The sequence below is a fragment of the Billgrantia sp. NRB1 genome, from assembly GCF_056921725.1.
Window position 1 is genome coordinate 489,262 of the sequence record NZ_CM167783.1, and the last position, 14,946, is coordinate 504,207.

The 14,946-nt window shown below is 69.4% G+C and carries 18 protein-coding genes; 11 read left to right on the forward strand and 7 right to left on the reverse strand.

Features of this window, described 5'->3' with window-relative positions:
- The first annotated feature begins 43 nt into the window (after positions 1–43).
- The 4 genes from ACZIYR_RS02175 to rimI are packed head-to-tail and all read left to right on the forward strand — an operon-like array spanning position 44 to position 3,080.
- Positions 44–1,507: an MFS transporter gene (locus ACZIYR_RS02175; RefSeq protein ID WP_483528063.1), complete on the forward strand. Its 1,464-nt coding sequence runs from the start codon at positions 44–46 to the stop codon at positions 1,505–1,507.
- The gene (locus ACZIYR_RS02180) at positions 1,485–1,793 is read left to right on the forward strand and encodes a BolA family protein (RefSeq protein ID WP_473032223.1); all 309 of its coding nucleotides are present in this window, start codon (positions 1,485–1,487) and stop codon (positions 1,791–1,793) included. The genes ACZIYR_RS02175 and ACZIYR_RS02180 overlap by 23 nt, the downstream gene beginning before the upstream one ends.
- On the forward strand, positions 1,790–2,620 hold the full coding sequence (locus ACZIYR_RS02185; RefSeq protein WP_473032224.1) for a hypothetical protein: 831 nt from the start codon (positions 1,790–1,792) through the stop codon (positions 2,618–2,620). Before ACZIYR_RS02180 ends, ACZIYR_RS02185 begins: the two co-directional genes overlap by 4 nt.
- Positions 2,601–3,080 (forward strand): ribosomal protein S18-alanine N-acetyltransferase, encoded by a 480-nt coding sequence (gene rimI / locus ACZIYR_RS02190; protein WP_483528064.1) that lies wholly within the window; start codon positions 2,601–2,603, stop codon positions 3,078–3,080. The genes ACZIYR_RS02185 and rimI overlap by 20 nt, the downstream gene beginning before the upstream one ends.
- Positions 3,081–3,084: 4 nt before the next feature.
- Here rimI and ACZIYR_RS02195 read toward each other — a convergent pair whose 3' ends face one another.
- Together ACZIYR_RS02195 and rsmD are read right to left on the reverse strand one after the other, a co-directional pair.
- Positions 3,085–3,279, reverse strand: a complete 195-nt coding sequence (locus ACZIYR_RS02195; protein WP_473032226.1) for a cell division protein ZapB — start codon at positions 3,277–3,279, stop codon at positions 3,085–3,087.
- 151 nt (positions 3,280–3,430) lie between these two features.
- On the reverse strand, positions 3,431–4,063 hold the full coding sequence (gene rsmD, locus ACZIYR_RS02200; protein ID WP_483528065.1) for a 16S rRNA (guanine(966)-N(2))-methyltransferase RsmD: 633 nt from the start codon (positions 4,061–4,063) through the stop codon (positions 3,431–3,433).
- A 90-nt stretch (positions 4,064–4,153) separates the two neighbouring features.
- Between rsmD and ftsY the strand changes: the two genes are divergently transcribed.
- The 4 genes from ftsY (at position 4,154) to rpoH (ending at position 8,164) form a co-directional block, all read left to right on the forward strand.
- Positions 4,154–5,533, forward strand: coding sequence for a signal recognition particle-docking protein FtsY (gene ftsY / locus ACZIYR_RS02205; protein WP_483528066.1), 1,380 nt, complete (start codon positions 4,154–4,156; stop codon positions 5,531–5,533).
- Entirely contained in the window at positions 5,530–6,198 is a 669-nt protein-coding gene (gene ftsE / locus ACZIYR_RS02210) for a cell division ATP-binding protein FtsE (protein WP_473032227.1), read from the forward strand. Before ftsY ends, ftsE begins: the two co-directional genes overlap by 4 nt.
- The gene (gene ftsX, locus ACZIYR_RS02215; protein WP_483528067.1) at positions 6,195–7,172 is read left to right on the forward strand and encodes a permease-like cell division protein FtsX; all 978 of its coding nucleotides are present in this window, start codon (positions 6,195–6,197) and stop codon (positions 7,170–7,172) included. Before ftsE ends, ftsX begins: the two co-directional genes overlap by 4 nt.
- 125 nt (positions 7,173–7,297) lie before the next feature.
- Positions 7,298–8,164: an RNA polymerase sigma factor RpoH gene (gene rpoH, locus ACZIYR_RS02220; RefSeq protein ID WP_473032229.1), complete on the forward strand. Its 867-nt coding sequence runs from the start codon at positions 7,298–7,300 to the stop codon at positions 8,162–8,164.
- 236 nt (positions 8,165–8,400) lie between these two features.
- Here the strand turns inward: rpoH and slmA are convergent, their stop codons facing one another.
- The 5 genes from slmA to coaBC all read right to left on the reverse strand — a co-directional run bounded on the left by slmA (position 8,401) and on the right by coaBC (position 13,289).
- Positions 8,401–9,012, reverse strand: coding sequence for a nucleoid occlusion factor SlmA (gene slmA / locus ACZIYR_RS02225; protein ID WP_473032230.1), 612 nt, complete (start codon positions 9,010–9,012; stop codon positions 8,401–8,403).
- A gap of 88 nt (positions 9,013–9,100) precedes the next feature.
- On the reverse strand, positions 9,101–10,021 hold the full coding sequence (gene argB / locus ACZIYR_RS02230; protein ID WP_483528068.1) for an acetylglutamate kinase: 921 nt from the start codon (positions 10,019–10,021) through the stop codon (positions 9,101–9,103).
- Positions 10,022–10,056: 35 nt separating this feature from the next.
- Positions 10,057–11,454 (reverse strand): phosphomannomutase/phosphoglucomutase, encoded by a 1,398-nt coding sequence (locus ACZIYR_RS02235; protein WP_483528069.1) that lies wholly within the window; start codon positions 11,452–11,454, stop codon positions 10,057–10,059.
- An 18-nt stretch (positions 11,455–11,472) separates the two neighbouring features.
- A complete protein-coding gene (dut, locus tag ACZIYR_RS02240) occupies positions 11,473–11,955 on the reverse strand; it encodes a dUTP diphosphatase (RefSeq protein ID WP_473032231.1) in 483 nt (160 codons plus the stop codon).
- 32 nt (positions 11,956–11,987) lie between these two features.
- The gene (gene coaBC / locus ACZIYR_RS02245; protein WP_483528070.1) at positions 11,988–13,289 is read right to left on the reverse strand and encodes a bifunctional phosphopantothenoylcysteine decarboxylase/phosphopantothenate--cysteine ligase CoaBC; all 1,302 of its coding nucleotides are present in this window, start codon (positions 13,287–13,289) and stop codon (positions 11,988–11,990) included.
- A 169-nt stretch (positions 13,290–13,458) separates the two neighbouring features.
- Here coaBC and radC point away from each other — a divergent pair, with 169 nt between their 5' ends.
- From radC to rpmG, 3 genes are all read left to right on the forward strand, one after another.
- Positions 13,459–14,133: a RadC family protein gene (gene radC / locus ACZIYR_RS02250; RefSeq protein ID WP_473032233.1), complete on the forward strand. Its 675-nt coding sequence runs from the start codon at positions 13,459–13,461 to the stop codon at positions 14,131–14,133.
- Between the two features lie 283 nt (positions 14,134–14,416).
- A complete protein-coding gene (rpmB, locus tag ACZIYR_RS02255; RefSeq protein WP_473032234.1) occupies positions 14,417–14,653 on the forward strand; it encodes a 50S ribosomal protein L28 in 237 nt (78 codons plus the stop codon).
- A gap of 27 nt (positions 14,654–14,680) precedes the next feature.
- A complete protein-coding gene (gene rpmG, locus ACZIYR_RS02260) occupies positions 14,681–14,836 on the forward strand; it encodes a 50S ribosomal protein L33 (RefSeq protein WP_016417370.1) in 156 nt (51 codons plus the stop codon).
- Positions 14,837–14,946: the final 110 nt, after the last annotated feature.

Sequence of the window (14,946 nt, forward strand, 5' to 3'; positions counted from 1 at the left end):
CCAGAAACCGGCCGCGGCCGGTTTTCTTCGTTAGGACCCCAAGATGAGTCGACTCTTCGACACCCGCCCCGGCGACGACGGCCTGCCCGGCCCCGAGCGGCGCCTGGCCGTGCTGGCGCTGATCCTGGGCACGCTGATGGCGGTGGTGGATGTCACCATGGTCAATATCGCCCTGCCTTCCATCGCCGCCGCCCTCGAGGTGCCGGCCTCCCGGGCGGTATGGGTCACCAACCTCTTCCAGATCAGCTGTGCGGCCTTTCTGCTGGTGTTCGCCGCGCTCAGTCAGCTGCTCGGCCGGCGGCGACTCTATGTGGCCGGGGTGGGCGTTTTCACCCTCGCGGCGCTGGGCGCTGCGCTCTCCAGCAGCCTCGAAGCCCTGCTGGTGTTCCGCGCCCTGCAGGGGCTGGGAGCCGCGGCCACGCTTTCCATCGGTCCCTCCATCTATCGGCAGATCTTTCCCTCGCGGCTGCTGGGCTCGGCGCTGGGGCTCTCGGCCATGGTGGTGGCCGGGGGCTATGCGGCGGGGCCGGCCATCGGCGGCGTGCTGCTCTCGGTGGCGGACTGGCCGTGGCTGTTCGCCCTGCACCTGCCGCTGGGTGCGGTGGCGGTGACCCTGGCCTGGCGGGCACTGCCCCGGGAGCCGGGACGGCAGGCTGGCTTCGACCTGGTGGGGGCGCTGCTCTCCGTGACCATGCTGTGCGGCTTCTTCCTGGCCATGGACGGCCTCGGCCATGGCATGCCGGCCGGGCAGGTGGCGGCCTGGTTGGGCGCAGGCCTGGCGGCCGCGCTGCTTTTCCTGCGGCGCCAGCGTCTTGCCCGGTATCCGCTGATGCCGCTGGATATCTTCGGCGAGCGGCGCTTCAGCCTGGCCCTGGCCGCACAAGGGAGTGCCTTCGTCGGTCAGGGGCTGGCCTTCGTGGCGCTCTCCTTTCTGTTTCAGCAGGAGATGGGCTTTACGCCGCTGCAGACCGCCTGGCTGTTCACTCCCTGGCCGTTGGCGATCATGCTGGTGGGGCCTCGGGCCGGGCGACTGGCCGACCGCGTCAATCCCAGCCTGCTGGCCAGCGCCGGGCTCGCCCTGCTGCTGCTGGGGCTGGCGCTGCTGGCGGGGCTCGATGCCGAGGCCGGCGTGGTCGAGGTGCTGTGGCGCATGGCGCTATGCGGGGTCGGCTTCGGGCTCTTCCAGCCGCCCAACAACCGCGAGCTGATGGGCTGCGTGCCCCGCGAGCGCAGCGCCAACGCCTCCGGCATCATGAGCACCTCGCGTACCGTGGGGCAGTCGCTGGGGGTGGCGCTGGTCGGCGCCTTCCTGGCCGGCGGAGCGCCGGTGCAGACCACGCTGTGGCTGGGCTGCGCGGCCTGCGCGCTGGCGCTGGCGGCCAGCCTGGCCCGGGTACCGCTGGCCGGTGCCGCGCAGCGGCTGGCGTCGTCGGGCGCCGGCCAAGAGAGTACAATGGCCTCACAGCCACCATCGAGGAGCCCCCATGAGCATTCAGGCCGAGATTGAACAGAAGCTGCAGGCCCTCGAGCCCACCCATCTGGCGGTGGAAAACGAGAGCCACCGGCACGCCGTGCCCGCCAACTCCGAGACCCACTTCAAGGTCACCCTGGTATCCTCCCGCTTCGAGGGCCTGATGCCGGTCAAGCGCCATCAGCAGGTCTATGCGAAGCTGGCCGACGAGCTCGCCGGGCCGGTACACGCCCTGGCGCTGCATCTCTACACGCCCGAGGAGTGGGTCGCCCGCGGCGAGGACCGACCGGCGTCGCCCAACTGCAGCGGCGCCGGCGCGTGACAGCCGAGCCGCATCGCCTGCAGTACCTGGAGGCCATGGGCCTGACGGCCTGGGTGGCCCGCTATCGGCTGCCCAACGCCAGGCCCAGCGAGGCCTGCGACTGGGAGCTGCCGGCCGCCCCCGAGCCGACACCGCCCGGCGAGCGGTTGCATGCGCTGCTCGATGAGCCGCGCGAGACGCTGCCCGCGCCGGCCCCTGTGCCGGTTCCGCCCCGTGAGTCGCGTGGCCCCGGGCGCGCCCGACAGCTGCTGGGCGGCGAGGTGCCGGAGGGCGCGCCATCGTCGACGTCGCTGGCCGAATCGCCCCGGGGCTCGGAGGCGGCGGCCCCCGCCCCCGAACCGCTGCGCTTCGACCTGCAGGTGGCCTGCCTCGACGGCCGCTGGCTGCTGCTGTTGCCGGGCTCGCGGGCGCCGGATGCCGTGGCGCTGCGGCTGCTGGGCAACCTGCTGCGTGCCGCCGGGGTGGTGCCCGAGCAGCCGCCCGCCTTTCAGGCGTTCCACTGGCCGCAGGTGGAAGGGCTGCCGGTGGAGGCGCCGCTGGAAGAGGCGCGTGAAGGGCTGTGTGCTTTTATCGAAGGGGCCGGGCGTCGCGGCTGGGCGCCGGAGCGGGTGCTGGTGTTCGGTCGTGACGAGACGCTGGATCGGCTGCTGAATCTCGAGGACGGTCGCTGCGAGCTGCTGGCGCTGCCCGGCTGGCAGGGCCCCGCCCTGGAGACGCTGGCCGGCAGCGCCCAGGCTAAGCGCGACCTCTGGCCGACCCTGGCTGGCTGGCGGGATGCCTGGCTTGGCATCGGCGCGACCCAAGGCAATGCGCCTCAAGACGGCTGAGCTTCGGCTGCGCCGCCTGGGGGCCTCCGACCTGGCGCGCCTGACGGCGCTGGAGCAGGCGGCCCAGCCGCGCCCTTGGTCGGGCCAGCAGCTGCGCGCCGCGCTGGACGATGCGGCGCACTGCGTGCTGGCGATCGAGGGGGCGGAAGGCGAGCTGGTGGGCCATGCGGTGGTCGCCAGGCTGCCCTTCGAGGCCGAGCTCGAGGCGATCCTGGTGCGGCCCGCCTGGCGCCGGCGCGGCCTGGCGGCGCGGCTGCTGGCGGCGGCGATCGAGCAGGCACTGGCCTGGCGCAGCGAGCGGCTGCTGCTGGAAGTCCGGGCCGGCAATCGCGCCGCCATCGCGCTGTATCAGCGGGCAGGTTTCGCCGAGGACGGCCAGCGGCGCGGCTACTACCCGCCGCTGTCGGCGGGCGAGCCCCGGGAAGACGCCTTGCTGATGTCTCGCCCGCTGGTGGGATAGGCTCCTAGCGGCTGGTTTCCACCTCCGCCTCATCGAACTTGCCCAGCAGGGCTTCGATGCGGCGATGCCACTCCTCGCGCTCCTGCTTGAGACGGCTGTTTTCTTCGCGCAGCTCCTCGGCTTCCATCTTCAGCAGTTCCAGGGCCTCCACGGCGCTGGTGACTTTCTGTTCGAGCCGGTTGAAGAGTTCGGTGCTCATCCTGTTCTCCTGACAATGCCTGCTGGGGCGAGCCCCTGCCCGCCGCTGAATTCCCGAGGCGCAGCGTAACGCCGCCGGCTGTGGCTCGGCAAGCATCCCTTGGCGGCCTTGTTCGCGTCGGCGCCGGCCCAGACGCCATCACCCTCTTAGGTCAGCTGTCTCCCAGCCGGCGGAAGAGTCGCCCGTGGCTATCGCCGGCGCGCATCTCGCGATGCAGTACCCAGTGCTCGGGCACTGCCGGGGTCAGCTCGGCCTCGGTCTCCAGGTAGATGAAGGCGTCTTCTGCCAGCCAGCCCGTCTCCAGGGCCGCGCAGCAGGGGGCGGCGAGTCCCTGGCGGAAGGGCGGGTCAAGCAGCACCAGAGTGAAGGGCGTGGGGGGCTGGGCGAGGAAGTCGAGCGCATCGGCGGTGACCACCTGGGCGCGTGTCGTGATGCCCAGGGTGGCCAGGTTATCGGCCAGTGCCGCGGCGATGCGGGGGTCGCGCTCGACGAATCGCGCCTCCCGGGCGCCGCGGGAGAGCGACTCCAGGCCCAGCGCTCCGGTGCCGGCAAAGAGATCCAGCACCCGGGCGCCGGGCGTGGCCGCGGTCAGCCAGTTGTAGAGCGTCTCGCGCACCCGGTCGGGGGTCGGGCGCAGGCCGGGGCTGTCGAGTACCGGCAGCACTCGCCGGCGGAATTCGCCGCCGATGATTCGCAGGCGGCCGGCGTCCCGGCGGCCGGCGCCCTTGGGCGAGCGAGCGCCGGCGAGGGGGCGCGAACGAGGGGGAGGGCGGCGTCGGGTCATGGTCGCGAATTGTACCTGCCGCTTTGTCCACAGTCATGATGCGCGGTGTTAGGATGTAGCGATCATTCACCCGTGAGGTTGAATTCCCCCATGTTCGGTTTTTTCAAGCGCAAGAAGCAGCAGGAACAGCAGCAGGACGAGCAGAACGATCAGCGGTCGCCGCAGCCCGAGGAGGAGAGGACGCGCGAGGTCCCCCCCGCCGAGGAGGCGCCGACAGCGGCGAGTGAAGCACCGGCAGAGGCCGTGTCCACCGAGCCGGTCGAGGACCAACCAGCGCCCGCCGAGCCCGATGTGGTCGAGGCGCCACGCGCCGAGGAGTGCGCCATGGCCGGTCCCGCGGCGGATGAGGCGCGGGAGCGCACCGAGGCGGTCGATGCGTTCGACCGGGAAGAGGAGAATGCGGTGCTGCGCGGAGAGTCGCTGACGCCCGAGCCTCAGCCCGAGCCACAGTCGCCGCCGGAGCCGGAGCCGGAGCCAGAGCCGCGACGCACGCCGCTGCAGGAGAAGCCGGTCTCCGAGAAGAAGGGCTGGTTCGCACGTATTCGTGCCGGTCTCGGCAAGACCCGGGCCAATCTCACCGATGGCATCGCCGGGCTCTTTCTCGGCAAGAAGCAGATCGATGATGAGCTGCTCGAGGACCTCGAGACGCAGCTGCTGATGGCCGACGTGGGCATCGAGGCCACCACCGAGATCATTGACCGCCTCACCGAGCGGGTGTCGCGCAAGGAGCTCAAGGATCCCCAGGCCCTCTATGGGGCGCTGCAGGAGGAGCTCGGCGCCATGCTCGACCCCGTGGCCTTGCCGCTGACGCTGCCCTCCAAGGGCGAAGGGCCCTTCGTGATCCTGGTGGTGGGCGTCAACGGCGTCGGGAAGACCACCACCATCGGCAAACTGACCCAGCGCTTCCAGCGCGAGGGCAGAAGCGTGATGCTGGCTGCCGGCGACACCTTCCGGGCCGCCGCGGTGGAGCAGCTCAAAGTGTGGGGCGAGCGCAACGAGGTGCCGGTGATCGCCCAGCACACCGGTGCCGACAGCGCCTCGGTGATCTTCGACGCGGTGTCGGCCGCCAAGGCGCGGGGCATCGACGTGCTGATCGCCGATACCGCCGGGCGGCTGCACAACAAGTCGCACCTCATGGAGGAGCTCAAGAAGGTGCATCGGGTGATGGCCAAGGTGGATGCCGCGGCTCCCCACGAGGTGATGCTGGTGCTCGACGCCGGCACCGGGCAGAACGCGCTCTCCCAGGCGAGCACCTTCAACGAGGCGGTGCCGGTGACCGGCATCACCCTGACCAAGCTCGACGGTACCGCCAAAGGCGGTATCATCTTCGCCCTGGCCAAGCAGCTCGGCACGCCGATTCGCTTCATTGGGGTGGGCGAGTCCTTGGATGATCTGCGGCCCTTCGCGGCCCGCGACTTCGTCGATGCCCTGTTCGACCGGGGCGACGAGCGTGATGCCGACTCGGCATGATCGTCTTCGAGCACGTGGGCAAGCGCTACGGCGGACGCTTCGAGGCGCTGGCCAACCTCGACTTCCGCGTGCGCCGCGGCGAGATGGTGTTTCTCACGGGCCACTCGGGAGCGGGCAAGAGTTCGCTGCTGCGCCTGATCATGCGCCTGGAGCGCCCCACCCGCGGTCGGGTGCTGGTGGCCGGCCACGACATCGCCCGGCTGCATGCGAGCCAGGTCCCCTTCTATCGGCGTCAGATCGGCGTGGTCTTCCAGGACCATCAACTGCTCTTCGATCGCTCGATCTATCATAACGTGGCGCTGCCCCTGGAGATTCGTGGCGTCGAGCCGCGCGAGGCCGCGCGCCGGGTGCGGGCGGCCCTGGACAAGGTGGGCCTGCTGCATCGCGAGAGGGCGCTGCCCATCGAGCTCTCCGGGGGCGAGCAGCAGCGGGTGGGGATCGCCCGGGCGGTGGTCAACAAGCCGTCCCTGCTGCTCGCCGACGAGCCCACGGGCAACCTCGATCCTCAGCTCTCCGCCGATATCATGGCGCTGTTCGAGGACTTCAATCGCATCGGCACCACGGTGATGATCGCCAGCCACGACCTGGCGCTGATCGCCCGCCTGCGCCATCGGATCCTGCGACTGCGCGACGGGCGCCTGGTGGCCGACGAGGACGCCGCATGAGCCGGGATGCCGCCCGCCAGGCACCCCGTGGGGCGCGCAGCCCCTCCCCGGGGTCCGGCAGCCGCCTGCGCGCCTGGGGGCGCCACCACCGAGCCATGTGCCTGGACAGCGCTCGCCGGCTGATTCGCTTCCCCGTCGGCAGCCTGCTGACCATGCTGGCCATCGCCATCGCCCTGGTGCTGCCGGCCGCTCTCTGGCTGGCCCTGGACAGCGCCCGGCTGCTCGACGCCGAGCTGGGCGAGAGCGCCACCCTGACCGCCTACCTGGAGCCGCACGTCGACGATGCCCAGGCGACCCGCATCGAGGAAGCCATCGGTGCCCAGCCGGCGGTCGTGCGAACCCGGCTGATCACCGCCGCCGAGGGCATGGCGGAGTTCCAGCAGGCGCTGGGCCTGGCCGATGCCCTGGGGCGGCTGGACGATAACCCGCTGCCGGCCAGCGTAGTGGTGACGCCCGGTGACCCGGCGCCCCAGGCGGTGCGTGAGCTGGCCGGGGAGCTGGAGGCGCTATCCGGCATCGAGGAGGTGCGCCTCGACCTGGCCTGGCTCGAGCGGCTGCGCCATCTGGCCGAGCTCGGCCACCGGGTGGCGTTGGCGTTGGGCGTGCTGTTCGGCCTGGGGGTGCTGCTGGTGGTGGGCAACACCATTCGCCTGGCGGTGGAGAGCCGCCGCCAGGAGATCGAGGTGGTGATGCTGATCGGCGCCACCCATGCCTTCGTGCGGCGCCCCTTCCTCTACAGCGGTGCCTGGTACGGCCTGGGCGGCGGGCTCTTCGCCTGGGGGCTGTTGGCGCTTGGCAACGAGTGGCTGGCGGCCCCGGTCAGCGCCCTGGCCGCCAGCTATGGCGCCGCCTACCAGCTGCCTCGGCTAGGCGGTCAGGGCTCGGCAATCCTACTGTTGTGCAGTACACTACTAGGCTGGCTGGGCGCCTGGATCGCCGTAAGCCGCCACCTGGCCCAGGTGCGGCCTCGCTAGCGAGGGGCGGGCGCAAGGCATCTCCCCGCCGTGCCAGCCAGGACGGAACGATCTTCGTCAGCTGCCGTCAAAGGCGGCGACACCGAATACCATGCATGTACGGTTCAAAGGGAGACACCCTGCACATGAGCACCAGTCTTCTGCCGGTGGGTCAACTATCCCCAGGGCATGACCTGAACGGGTACATCCAGGCGGTCAACACCATTCCGATGCTGACCGCCGAGGAGGAGCGCGAGCTGGCCTTTCGCCTGCACGACGAGGGCGACCTGGAAGCGGCGCGCCGTCTGGTGCTGTCGCACCTGCGCTTCGTCGTGCATATCGCGCGCAGCTACTCCGGCTACGGGCTGGCCCAGGCCGACCTCATCCAGGAAGGCAACGTCGGCCTGATGAAGGCGGTCAAGCGTTTCGATCCCAACCAGGGCGTGCGCCTGGTCTCCTTCGCCGTGCACTGGATCAAGGCCGAGATTCACGAGTTCGTGCTGCGCAACTGGCGCATCGTCAAGATCGCCACCACCAAGGCCCAGCGCAAGCTGTTCTTCAACCTGCGCAGCGCCAAGAAGCGCCTGGCCTGGCTCAACAACGACGAGGTCGACGCCATCGCCAAGGACCTCGACGTCAAGCCGGAGGTGGTGCGCGAGATGGAGGGGCGGCTGTCGGCCCACGATGCCGGCTTCGATGCCTCGCCCGGTGACGACGAAGAGTCGGCCTACCAGGCGCCGGTGCATTTCCTGGACGACACCGGCGCGGATCCGGCCTCGCAGCTGGAGGACAGCGACTGGGAAGACGATGCCAGTCGCCGGCTACAGACCGCGCTCTCGGCCCTGGACGATCGCTCCCGCGATATCCTGCAGCAGCGCTGGCTGGGAGAGGACAAGGCGACCCTGCACGAGCTGGCCGACGTCTACGGCGTCTCCGCCGAGCGCATCCGCCAGCTTGAAAAGAACGCCATGAAGAAGCTCAAGCAGCAGCTGGGCGATACCCTGGCGGCGTAAGAGCACCGAGTGACAAGCGACGAGGAGCAAGCCTCAAGGTAACCCCTTGGCTTGCTCCTTTTTGTTTGGCGCTTCGCGCTTTAGCGTGAACATGCTTGGCAGGCTTTATGGTGGGAGGCCGGCTCTGCCGGGCGAAGGCGCCGCAGGCGCCCCATGGGTAGCGCTGCGCGCTACTTCGCGAGCTGAAGCTCCCTCCTACAGGGTAAGTTCACGCCAGTCTGCGATGAACCTTTCCTTTATACCGTCTGCGGGCTCTCTCGCAGCAGCTGGGCCGAGAGCAGCGCCCACTGATCCTCCCAGTGCTCGGTGGGGCGGCGCTGGAAGTCGCTGCGCACGTACTGCGCGATGCGCCCCTCGGCGTGGGCCAGCAGCAGGTTGGCGGTGGCCGAGGCCGGTAGCCGGGTGCGACGCCCCTCGCGCAGCTCGGCCTCGCGCAGCACCTGCTTGAGCTGGGTCTCGAGGCGCTCGAACAGCTGGTGGATACGCAGCCGCAGCCGCGCCGTCTCACCGGTGAGCACGCCGCCGTCGAGCAGCCGCGAAAGCCCCGGGTTCTTCTCGGCGAAGGCGAGCAGCAGGGTAAGAATCTGCCCGCAGCGTGGCACCGCCTCGGGTACCTCCTCCAGGATACGGGTAATGCGTTCGAACAGCGACTCCTCGATGAAGCCGATCAGCCCTTCGAACATCCGCGCCTTGCTGGGAAAGTGGCGATAGAGCGCGGCCTCGGAGACGCCCACTTGCCGGGCCAGGGCCGCGATGGTGATGCGTTTTCCACTGTCTTCCTCCAGCATCAGGGCGAGCGCCTGCAGGATCTGCTCGCGCCGGCTGGGAGGGGGGGTTGCCTGCGTCATGTTGGTCGGTTCTTCTTGGTTGTCCGATTCGATGATGAGCCTTGCGACATCCTGATTCGAGCGTCACCGCCCGGACCAGGCTGCGGGGTCAGTCAGCGCCCTGGCCCGGCGACTCGGCGTCGGTGATCAGGGTGCCGACACCGGCGTTGGTGAAGATCTCCAGCAGGGTGGCATGAGGCACCCGGCCGTCGATGATATGGGCGCTGGCCACGCCGCCCTTGACCGCTTCCAGGGCGCAGCGGATCTTGGGCAGCATGCCGCCGTGGATGGTCCCGTCGGCGATCAGGGCGTCCACCTGGGCGGTGGTGAGCCCGGTGAGCACCTCGCCCTCGGCGTTCATCAGCCCGGCCACGTTGGTCAGCAGCATCAGCTTCTCGGCACAGAGCGCCTCGGCCACCTTGCCGGCCACCAGGTCGGCGTTGATGTTGTAGCTGTGCCCCGCCTCGTCGACGCCGATGGGCGCGATCACCGGAATGAAGTCCCGCTCGGCGAGCATCTCGATGAGGTCCGTGGAGATATGCTCCACCTCGCCGACGTGACCGATGTCGATGATCTCGGGGACGGTCATCTCCGGGGTCTGATGCTCCACCTTGAGCTGGCGGGCGCGGATCTGACTGCCGTCCTTGCCGGTCAGACCGATCGCCTTGCCGCCGCACTGGTTGATCAGGTTGACGATGCCCTTGTTGACCAGCCCGCCCAGTACCATCTCTACCACGTCCATGGTCTCGGCGTCGGTGACCCGCATGCCATTGACGAAGCGCGACTCGATCTTGAGCTTGGCCAGGAGGTCGCCGATCTGCGGGCCGCCGCCGTGGACCACCACCGGATTGATGCCCACCTCCTTCATCAGCACCATGTTGCGGGCGAAGGAGTCGATCAGGGTGTCCTCGGTCATGGCGTTGCCGCCGTACTTGACCACCACGGTCTTGCCGGAGAAGCGCTGGATATAGGGCAGCGCCTCGGAGAGTACCTCGACTACCAGGCGGGGGTCGCGGGTCTGTTCGGTCATGAGCGGATTCCTTTCGAATGCGGGGTCGCGGCCGCTCAGTGCGGCAGCGACAGGGTCGGGTCCACCTGCTGCAGGGCCTTGGCGAAGCGGTTACGGATGCGCTCGAGGGCGGCCTCGCTCTTGCCCTCGAAGCGCAGCACCAGCACCGGGGTGGTGTTGGAAGCCCGGCACAGGCCCCAGCCGTCGGGATAGTCGACGCGGATGCCGTCCAGGGTGGTCTTGACGCCGTCGTCGCCGAAGTCGCCTTCCCGGGCCAGCTTCGCCACGAGCTCGAACTTGGTCTCGTCGGTGACGGTGACGTTGATCTCCGGGGTGCCGATGTCCTGGGGGTAGCGGGCGAAGAAGGTGTCGGCGTCGTCGCCCTGATGGGAGAGGATCTCCAGCAGTCGGGCGGCGCCGTAGAGGCCGTCGTCGAAGCCGTACCAGCGTTCCTTGAAGAAGATGTGCCCGCTCATCTCCCCGGCGAGCGGCGCGCCGGTCTCCTTCATGCGCGCCTTGATCAGGGAGTGGCCGGTGCGCCACATCTCGGGGGTGCCGCCGGCCTCATCGATCACCCGGGCCAGGTTGCCGGTGCACTTGACGTCGAAGATCACCTTGGCGCCGGGGTTGCGGGAGAGCATGTCCTCGGCGAAGGCCATCATCAGGTGGTCGGGGTAGATCAGCTCGCCGGCGGGGGTGATCACCCCCAGGCGGTCGCCGTCGCCGTCGAAGGCCAGGCCGATGTCGGCATCGGTCTCCTTCACGGTGCGGATCAGGTCGACCAGATTTTCCGGCTTGCCCGGATCCGGATGGTGGTTGGGGAAGGTGCCGTCGATCTCGGCGAACAGCGGGACCGTCTCGGCGCCGAGCCTCTCGATCAGCGCCGGGCCCAGCTCGCCGGCCACGCCGTTGCCGCAGTCCACCACCGCCTTGAGCGGGCGGTCGAGCCGGACGTCATCGAGGATGCGCGCCAGATAGGCCTCGCGCACGTCCTCTTCGCGCACACTGCCCTGGCCCTCGGTCAGGTCGCCGTCGGCGATGCGCCGGTAGAGCGAGGTGATCGCCTCGCCGGAGAGGGTCTCGCCGCCGAGCACGATCTTGAAGCCGTTGTAGTCCGGGGGGTTGTGGCTGCCGGTGACCATCACCCCGGAGGCGGTGCCGTCGAGCACATGGGTGGCGAAGTAGAGCACCGGGGTGGGCACCATGCCGATATCGATGACGTCGCGACCGGCGGCGTTGAGGCCGCGGGTCAGGGCGGCGGCCAGGCGCGGCCCGGAGAGGCGGCCGTCGCGGGCCACCACCACGGTGGCTTCGCCGCGGGCGGCGGCCTCGCTGCCGATGGCGTGGCCGATCTGCTCCACGCTCGCCTCGGTGAGGGTGTCGTCGACGATGCCGCGAATATCGTAGGCGCGGAAGATCGAGGCGGAAACGGTCGGGGTCGGGTCAGCTGTCATGGGTCGTATCCTTGGCAATCAGTGGCGGCCCGAGCTGCCGAAGCCGCCCACGCCGCGCAGGCTGGCCTCGAAGTCGTCGACGACCTCGAGCTCGGCCTGCACCACCGGCACCAGCACATACTGGGCCAGGCGCTCGAAGGGCTCCAGCACGAAGGGAGCGTTGCCGCGGTTCCAGGTGGAGATCATCAGCTCGCCCTGATAGTCGGAGTCGATCAGGCCCACCAGGTTGCCGAGCACGATGCCGTGCTTGTGGCCGAGCCCCGAGCGGGGCAGGATCATGCCGGCAAGCCCGGGGTCGGCGATATGGATGGCCAGGCCCGTGCGCACCAGCTCGCACTGGCCGGGTTCGAGGGTCAGGGGGGCGTCGAGCAGGGCGCGGAGGTCCATGCCGGCTGCCCCGTCGGTGGCGTAGCGGGGCAGGTAGTCGCGCAGGCGCTCGTCGAGCAGCTTGACGGCGAGCCGCGGCCGGTCGAGAGAAGAAGGGGGTGTCGTGTCGGTCATCGGGGCTTCCGTTGCAGCGAATTCAGTCGGGGTCAGTGGGCCGGGCGCTCGGGCAGGCAGTCGAGCGCCCGCTCGATGACGGCCAGGGCCAGCTGGGCCTTGGGCTGGGGCGCCAGCGCTTCGCCGCCTTCACCCTCGCCGTCGCGCCACATCAGCAGGGCGGCGTTGTCGTCGGCGCCGAAGCCGAGCCCCGCCTGGGAGACATCGTTGGCGACGATCATGTCCAGCCCCTTTCGGGTCAGCTTGTCGCGGGCGTAGCGTTCCAGGTCGCGGGTCTCGGCGGCGAATCCCACCACCAAGGGGCGGCGGGTCGCCGCGTCGCGGCGGGCGGCGACGCCGGCAATGATATCGGGATTCTTGACCAGCTTCAGGGTCAGCCCGTCCTCGCCCTCGGTCTTTTTGATCTTGTGCTCGGCCAGGGTCTGTGCCCGGTAGTCGGCCACCGCCGCGCAGCCGATGAAGATGTCGCAGCCCTCGGCGAGCCGCCGGGCGGCCTCGTCCATCTCGACGGCCGTCTCCACGTCGAGGCGCTCCACGCCTTCGGGCGTCGCCAGCGACACCGGGCCGCTGATCAGGGTGACCCGTGCACCCAGGGCGGCGGCGGCCTCGGCCAGGGCGTAGCCCATCTTGCCGGAGCTGTGGTTGGAGAGATAGCGCACCGGATCCAGCGGCTCGCGGGTCGGCCCGGCGGTGATCACGATATGCAGGCCCCGGGCCGGCTCCGGCCCGACGGCAGGCCCGGTGTCGGCGGCGGCGTCCAGGGCGGTGAGGATCGCCTCGGGCTCGAGCATGCGCCCCGGGCCGACGTCGCCGCAGGCCTGGTCCCCGCTGTCCGGCCCCAGCAGCCGCCAGCCGTCGTCGATCAGCTGCTGCGCGTTGCGCTGGGTGGCCACATGCCGCCACATGGCCTGATTCATGGCCGGCGCCATGACCTTCTCGGCGTCGCTGGCCAGGCACAGGGTGGTGAGCAGGTCGTCCGCCATGCCGGCGGCCAGGCGCGCCATCAGGTCGGCGGTGCCCGGGGCGATCAGGATCAGATCCGCCCAGCGGGCCAGCTCGATATGGCCCATGCCGGCCTCCGCCTCGGGGTCGAGCAGCGAGGTACGGACGGGTTCGCCGGAGAGCGCCTGCAAGGTCAGCGGCGTAATAAAGGCCTGGGCGCCCTCGGTCATGACCACCCGCACCTCGGCTCCCGCCTGCTTGAGCAGGCGGGCGAGCTGTGCGCTCTTGTAGGCGGCGATGCCGGCACTGATGCCAAGCAGTATATTGCGGCCGGCGATCCGGCGGCCGGCGTCCCGGCGGCCGGCGTCCCGGCGATCCGACGGCGTAGACATGGCTGAATCCCACGGTGAAATCCGACCGCCTACCTTACCACCGCGACGTCACCCGCGCAGCCGCGGCAGGTCGCCCTCGATTGACTACACTGCAAGCCAGCGCCACCCGTCGATGCCTCCGGGCCGTGGCTGGCGCCGGAGTGGAGTACAACCCAGGGAGGAGACAGGGATGTCGATTCGTGACTGGCCGGAGGGCGAGCGCCCCCGGGAAAAGCTGCTGGCGCTGGGGCCGGAGGCGCTGTCCGATGCCGAGCTGCTGGCGATCTTTCTGCGCGTGGGGGTGGCCGGCCGCTCGGCGGTGGACCTGGCGCGGGACCTGCTGACGGCGTTCGGTGGCCTGCGCCCGCTGCTCGAGGCCGAGCGGGAGCGCTTCTGCGCCGAGCGCGGCCTGGGCACGGCCAAGTTCGTTCAGCTGCAGGCGACCCTGGAGCTGTCGCGTCGCCACCTGGCCAGCCAGCTGGCCCGCGGCAACGCCCTGACATCGCCAACGCTGGTGCGGGCCTATCTCGCCTCGCAGCTGCGCCACCTGGGCCACGAGGAGTTCGCCGCCCTGTTTCTCGACAGCCAGCATCGGGTGATCCGCTTCGAGTCGCTGTTCCGCGGTACCCTGGATAGCGCCTCGGTCTACCCCCGGGAAGTGGCGAAGCGCGCCCTGGAGCTGGGCGCTGGCGCGATCATCTTCGCCCACAACCACCCCTCCGGGGTGGCCGAGCCGTCTGACGCCGACCGGCGCATCACCGAGCGCCTGCGTGAGGCCCTGGGGCTGTTCGAGGTCCGGGTACTGGATCATTTCGTGGTGGGCGATGGGGAGGTGGTTTCCTTCGCCGAGCGCGGCTGGCTTTGATGCGGTAAGGAACCGGCTGCGCTCGGCCATACGGCGTTGAACCTCGCTTCGCAATGCTCATTTAGCAGGCTAAACTCCGCTTGCTCAGCGAGGTTCGCCTTGTCTGGCCTTCGCTCGCGCGGTTCGCACGCTGGTAGGTCGATGTTGCCAGTGGCGCGATGGTCTGGTATAAAGTGCAGCCTTTGAATTCCCTGGGGTTAACTTTCGCGGGATCGCCCGGTTTGCCCGACAGGTTTTGAACACTCAGGTACTGATCTACCTGGCCAAGCGGTTGGAGGCTCCAATGTCCAAAGTATGTCAGGTTACCGGCAAGCGCCCGGTGACCGGTAATAACGTTTCACACTCCCAGCGCAAGACCCGCCGTCGTTTCTTGCCGAACCTGCACAGCCATCGCTTCTGGGTGGAGTCCGAGGGTCGCTTCGTCAAGCTGCGCGTCTCCTCCAAGGGCATGCGCATCATCGACAAGCGCGGCATCGACGCGGTGCTCAGCGATCTGCGCAAGCGCGGCGAAGCCGTCTAAGCGAACCACTCCAGGGAGACAGCAGTCATGCGTGACAAGATCAAGTTGGTGTCCAGCGCCGGTACCGGCCACTTCTACACCACCGACAAGAACAAGCGGAACACTCCGGACAAGCTCGAGTTCAAAAAGTACGATCCGGTGGTCCGCAAGCATGTGATGTATAAGGAAGCCAAGATCAAGTAAGGCTTGATCGCTTCCACCGCAGGCCCTAACCCGCCTGTCCTCCTGAACCCGGCCCCGCGGTCGGGTTCAGGCGTATCTGAGCTCCGCTCGTCCAGCCGTTGAGCGCCGCC

What these genes read in the sequence shown, in the direction of transcription:
- slmA (WP_473032230.1), bottom strand. Translation starts at nt 9,012, where the DNA reads ATGACGCAGGCAACCCCCCCTCCCAGCCGGCGCGAGCAGATCCTGCAG.
- radC (WP_473032233.1), top strand. Translation starts at nt 13,459, where the DNA reads ATGTCGATTCGTGACTGGCCGGAGGGCGAGCGCCCCCGGGAAAAGCTG.
- rimI (WP_483528064.1), top strand. Translation starts at nt 2,601, where the DNA reads ATGCGCCTCAAGACGGCTGAGCTTCGGCTGCGCCGCCTGGGGGCCTCC.
- ACZIYR_RS02235 (WP_483528069.1), bottom strand. Translation starts at nt 11,454, where the DNA reads ATGACAGCTGACCCGACCCCGACCGTTTCCGCCTCGATCTTCCGCGCC.
- ACZIYR_RS02180 (WP_473032223.1), top strand. Translation starts at nt 1,485, where the DNA reads ATGAGCATTCAGGCCGAGATTGAACAGAAGCTGCAGGCCCTCGAGCCC.
- ACZIYR_RS02195 (WP_473032226.1), bottom strand. Translation starts at nt 3,279, where the DNA reads ATGAGCACCGAACTCTTCAACCGGCTCGAACAGAAAGTCACCAGCGCC.
- dut (WP_473032231.1), bottom strand. Translation starts at nt 11,955, where the DNA reads ATGACCGACACGACACCCCCTTCTTCTCTCGACCGGCCGCGGCTCGCC.
- ftsX (WP_483528067.1), top strand. Translation starts at nt 6,195, where the DNA reads ATGAGCCGGGATGCCGCCCGCCAGGCACCCCGTGGGGCGCGCAGCCCC.
- rsmD (WP_483528065.1), bottom strand. Translation starts at nt 4,063, where the DNA reads ATGACCCGACGCCGCCCTCCCCCTCGTTCGCGCCCCCTCGCCGGCGCT.
- ACZIYR_RS02175 (WP_483528063.1), top strand. Translation starts at nt 44, where the DNA reads ATGAGTCGACTCTTCGACACCCGCCCCGGCGACGACGGCCTGCCCGGC.
- rpmB (WP_473032234.1), top strand. Translation starts at nt 14,417, where the DNA reads ATGTCCAAAGTATGTCAGGTTACCGGCAAGCGCCCGGTGACCGGTAAT.
- argB (WP_483528068.1), bottom strand. Translation starts at nt 10,021, where the DNA reads ATGACCGAACAGACCCGCGACCCCCGCCTGGTAGTCGAGGTACTCTCC.
- rpmG (WP_016417370.1), top strand. Translation starts at nt 14,681, where the DNA reads ATGCGTGACAAGATCAAGTTGGTGTCCAGCGCCGGTACCGGCCACTTC.
- coaBC (WP_483528070.1), bottom strand. Translation starts at nt 13,289, where the DNA reads ATGTCTACGCCGTCGGATCGCCGGGACGCCGGCCGCCGGGACGCCGGC.
- ftsE (WP_473032227.1), top strand. Translation starts at nt 5,530, where the DNA reads ATGATCGTCTTCGAGCACGTGGGCAAGCGCTACGGCGGACGCTTCGAG.
- ftsY (WP_483528066.1), top strand. Translation starts at nt 4,154, where the DNA reads ATGTTCGGTTTTTTCAAGCGCAAGAAGCAGCAGGAACAGCAGCAGGAC.
- rpoH (WP_473032229.1), top strand. Translation starts at nt 7,298, where the DNA reads ATGAGCACCAGTCTTCTGCCGGTGGGTCAACTATCCCCAGGGCATGAC.